The 3,499-nt window shown below is 45.0% G+C and carries 3 protein-coding genes; 2 read left to right on the top strand and 1 reads right to left on the bottom strand.

The genetic code is table 11. From position 1 onward, the window contains the following. Window positions 1–681: 681 nt before the first annotated feature. Complete coding sequence (locus tag C7B77_RS26360; protein WP_106311984.1) at window positions 682–1,662, top strand: RNA polymerase sigma factor, RpoD/SigA family; 981 nt, start codon at window positions 682–684, stop codon at window positions 1,660–1,662. Between the two features lie 382 nt (window positions 1,663–2,044). Further along, entirely contained in the window at window positions 2,045–2,608 is a 564-nt protein-coding gene (locus C7B77_RS26355; RefSeq protein WP_106311981.1) for a hypothetical protein, read from the top strand. 215 nt (window positions 2,609–2,823) lie between these two features. Here C7B77_RS26355 and C7B77_RS26350 read toward each other — a convergent pair whose 3' ends face one another. Continuing rightward, the gene (locus C7B77_RS26350) at window positions 2,824–3,111 is read right to left on the bottom strand and encodes an RNA recognition motif domain-containing protein (RefSeq protein ID WP_106311978.1); all 288 of its coding nucleotides are present in this window, start codon (window positions 3,109–3,111) and stop codon (window positions 2,824–2,826) included. Window positions 3,112–3,499: the final 388 nt, after the last annotated feature.

Raw genomic sequence — 3,499 nt, 5'->3', positions numbered from 1 at the left:
CTCGCTTCTTTCGGCGGGAAACCCGCCGAGCGCAAGCCGCAACTCCCAACTCCCAACTCCCAACTCCCAACTCCCAATTCTCCCCGAAATAGTACTAGGATTTACGCCGCTCGGTACTAGTAGACCAATCCTGCTCATTCCAACATATCCTGTTAATCTCGATCGGGCTTTATGGGAATAGAGAAGAGAGGGCAAATAATTATGACAACGTTTGGGTTCGATCGAGCATAAAGACGCTTGACTTTTGATTTTCATTGACATGGAAAATACTTTGTATTTAGATTGCTAGACCTCCTAAAAATCTGTAAAACAACACTCAGGCTCGACCATAAAAAATTCCCAAACACTATTCCCTCTCCCCTCTTGCCTAAAGCCTAAAGCCTAAAGCCTAAAGCCTAATTTAATGATTAATTAAGTTTTCCAGAACGTAAAAACTGCTATGTTTTTAGATACTGGAGAACTTTAATTCCCCAATTTACGTCTGGATAATTAATAGCCTCAAGGCTAATCCCAGCTTAAACTTCACCGCAAAATGTATCCCGATCGAACCGTGCGATTCATCTTTATTAAAATATTTTTTTGAATCTTTTGCGGAAAGTGCGAATCGGGATGTGTAGATTAACTAACGTAGTGTGGGAAAAGTTTCGTCAGCCACTTGTAAAGGGAGTTAAATAGAAACTCATGCCTAGTGTAAAAACTCGAACGGTCGCTCAACCAAGATCTACAGGCGATATGGTACGTACCTATCTCCACGAAATCGGTCGCGTTCCTCTGCTCAGCCACGAGCAAGAGCTTTGCTATGGTAAGCAAGTGCAACAAATGATGCTCTTAAAAGGAATCGAGGAGAGCTTAGAGCAGACCCTCAATCGTCCGCCGACCAAAACTGAATGGGCGCAAGCCGCCACGATCGCAGAAGCGGAACTCGATCGAGTCTTACGCCAAGGTCGTCAAGCCAAGCAAAAAATGATCGAAGCTAACCTGAGACTGGTAGTGGCGATCGCCAAAAAATACCAAAAGCGCAACCTCGAATTTCTCGATCTGATTCAAGAAGGTTCGCTCGGATTGGAACGCGGTGTCGAGAAATTCGATCCCAGCCGGGGCTATAAATTCTCAACTTATGCCTACTGGTGGATTCGCCAAGCGATTACGCGCGCGATCGCCCAACAAGGTCGATCGATTCGCTTGCCCATTCATATTACCGAAAAGCTCAACAAAATCAAGAAAACCCAACGCGAGTTGTCCCAGCAACTCGGACGCAGTGCCACATCAGCAGAAATTGCCGTCGCGCTAGAACTCGAACCCGCACAGATCCGCGACTATCTGACGCTCTCCCGCCAACCGATCTCGCTCGATGCTAAAGTTGGCGACAGGCAGGATACCGAACTCTCGGAACTGCTCGAAGATGGGGGGATCTCGCCAGAGAAATATACCGTCCAACAATCCCTGCGTCAAGAACTCCAATCCACTCTCGACGAACTCACCCGCCAACAACGGGAAGTTATCAATCTCCGGTTTGGTTTAGAAGGCGGTGCGGAATTATCGCTGGCTAAGGTGGGGGAAATCCTCAATCTGAGCCGCGAACGGGTACGGCAATTAGAGCATCAAGCTCTCTCCCATTTCCGCCGCCGTCATAGCAGTTTCCGCGACTATGTAGCCAGTTAACCACAGCCGAAGGCTAATAGTGGGGTAGAGCTTTGCGCTCTACCTCACTATTTTTTTATGTTTGCAATTATCGTTACTTGTATTTCTTGAGACGGAATTATTGTAATTAGTTATTGGAAAATTCGATCGCACTTTAGCTAATGTCTCGATCGATAGTAGCTAAATCTATCGGTTGACAGTTCCAGCCCTCAACAAATACTAGATAATAGTATTAGAGCCATGATGAATGATGTATTTCCGACAATGTGTCATCTATTTATCAGCAATTTGTTAACTATTTAATTAGATATGAGTCGAGCGATTAACTAGAAAATATTCGATCGCCATCGATAACCAAAAGCTAGCTTCAAACACCGTATCATTTCTGATTATATTCTGTGATATGACGATCGATTGCCGTTCGAGAAAGGGTTGGTGTTTGCGCTCGCTCTCCCGCGATTGCCATCGCTTTGCCGCAGTCAAAATAAGCTGGTTGGCAACTGTCGCGATCGTGGCATTAACTGTAGTTACTAGTTCTACTTCGTTGCAAGTATTATCTAAGCCGATCGCTCGTTCGATCGTCAATCCTACCGCCAATGGTGTCTACCTATATGGCGAATCCCCTTACCCCAATGTGGTGGGCAAAGAATATATTATCTTTGAAACGAGAAACAAAAAAACGATCGGTGCTTTTTATCTACCTCGATCGGAGTTTAGTTGCTTCTACGGGCAATTTAAAGGCTCCCGCTTGTATGGGACGATCGTCGATCCCTTCAATGGTAAACGTTCTAATTTTACCCTCACGCTCGATTCTCTTGCAGAGAGGCTACGCCAACGCGATCTTGGTTTGAACGCCAGTAACAAGCCAATTCTCGGCAAACCTGTCTTTCAACAACTGCGCCAAATTAGTAATAACGATCGTCGTATCCTCGCTGCTTGCAAACAGCAATTAGGGAATAGGGGATAGGGAATAGGATAGGAGATAGGGATTGCATCGATAACCTAATCCTGCAAATCCTTCAATCCTCTAAATCATGATAACAAAAGGGTGAAGGTACGGTAACCTTCACCCTTCTTATCTTATCTTACTGACAACTTGCCACAACGATGCGACAATTAAGTCTATGACGGCGATCGATTCTGTCGATTGCCGTCCGTACCGAGCTAAGGTAGTAGGAGATTTTAGTAGCTAGGTTTGCGGAAATCACCGCCGCGACTGCCACCTTCTTCGCGAGGACGTGCTTTGTTAACTTTGAGAGAACGACCCATCCATTCTGCACCATCGAGATTGGTAATTGCATTATCTTCGTTGGCGTCGTCGGACATCTCAACAAAGGCAAAGCCGCGCATTCTGCCAGTCTCACGATCTGTGGGGAGTACAACTCGTTTGACTGTGCCATAATCCTCAAAAACTGTTTTTAAGTCTTCTTCGGTGGCTTGGTAGGAAAGGTTTCCGATATAAATGGTCATGTGAGAAACTGTAAAGCTGGACGAGAAACTATACTGTGCAGTTAGCAGAACTTTAGTCGAACGTTAGCACCAAGGCGACGGAACTAAGTCTGATAGATTACTGAGGGTAGATCGATGATTTGGGATCGACTAACTTAGATAGGTAGTTATCTAATCTCGAAAATTACCTACGGTAGAACTGAACTAGTAATTACTATTTTTATCATACCCGATTTACTCGATTTTATGAGTTACCTACATTACAAGTTGGGTAAGTTTTCCTAATATTTGGCGATCCCCGATAAGAGAGGTAAAGCTGAATGAGTAAAGTTACTTAGTAAAACTCTAGTCGATATCGATCGATTGTGGCCCCGATCGGCGATCGCTAGTCCCAGTTTGGGTGTTTGTC

The organism is Chamaesiphon polymorphus CCALA 037, assembly GCF_003003845.1.
GTDB classification, from domain to species: domain Bacteria; phylum Cyanobacteriota; class Cyanobacteriia; order Cyanobacteriales; family Chamaesiphonaceae; genus Chamaesiphon; species Chamaesiphon polymorphus.
Note: the sequence above shows the minus strand (reverse complement) of the source record. Positions and strands in the feature narration are given on the sequence as shown.

Bases quoted from the DNA above. Each gene is read 5' to 3' on its own strand.
- C7B77_RS26360 (WP_106311984.1), top strand. From the start codon at position 682: ATGCCTAGTGTAAAAACTCGAACGGTCGCTCAACCAAGATCTACAGGC.
- C7B77_RS26355 (WP_106311981.1), top strand. From the start codon at position 2,045: ATGACGATCGATTGCCGTTCGAGAAAGGGTTGGTGTTTGCGCTCGCTC.
- C7B77_RS26350 (WP_106311978.1), bottom strand. From the start codon at position 3,111: ATGACCATTTATATCGGAAACCTTTCCTACCAAGCCACCGAAGAAGAC.